Genomic DNA, 335 nt, shown 5'->3' on the forward strand with positions numbered 1-335 from the left:
GCCAATGCGGAGGATGGGGTGAAGGGGCGTTTTTGGGAGGGCCGTTTCAAGAGCCAGGCGTTGCTCGATGAGAAGGCACTGCTGGCGGCAATGGCCTATGTGGATCTCAATCCGGTACGGGTCGGGCTTGCCGAGACGCCGGAGACTTCGGACTATACCTCGATTCAGGAGCGCGTCGGTGGATTGCCGGAAGAAGCCGGGTCTAAAACCGGCTCGCAGGAAACCGCAACCGTTAAAGATCCTGACACAGCACTCGATGGGGAGCGGTTACGACCGGAGGCCGAGACGCAAATCTTGCCCCAAGCCCCGCTGATGCCCTTTGATGCCACTGCACG

Annotated in this window: 1 protein-coding gene; it reads left to right on the forward strand. The window is 60.6% G+C overall.

Annotation, left to right across the window (positions count from 1 at the left end):
- Window positions 1-335 (forward strand): transposase (locus tag BQ17_RS23300; RefSeq protein WP_500784419.1); only part of this gene is annotated, 335 nt, incomplete at both ends.

Source organism: Candidatus Thiosymbion oneisti (assembly GCF_900092655.1).
Taxonomy (GTDB): Bacteria; Pseudomonadota; Gammaproteobacteria; order Chromatiales; family Chromatiaceae; genus Thiosymbion; species Thiosymbion oneisti.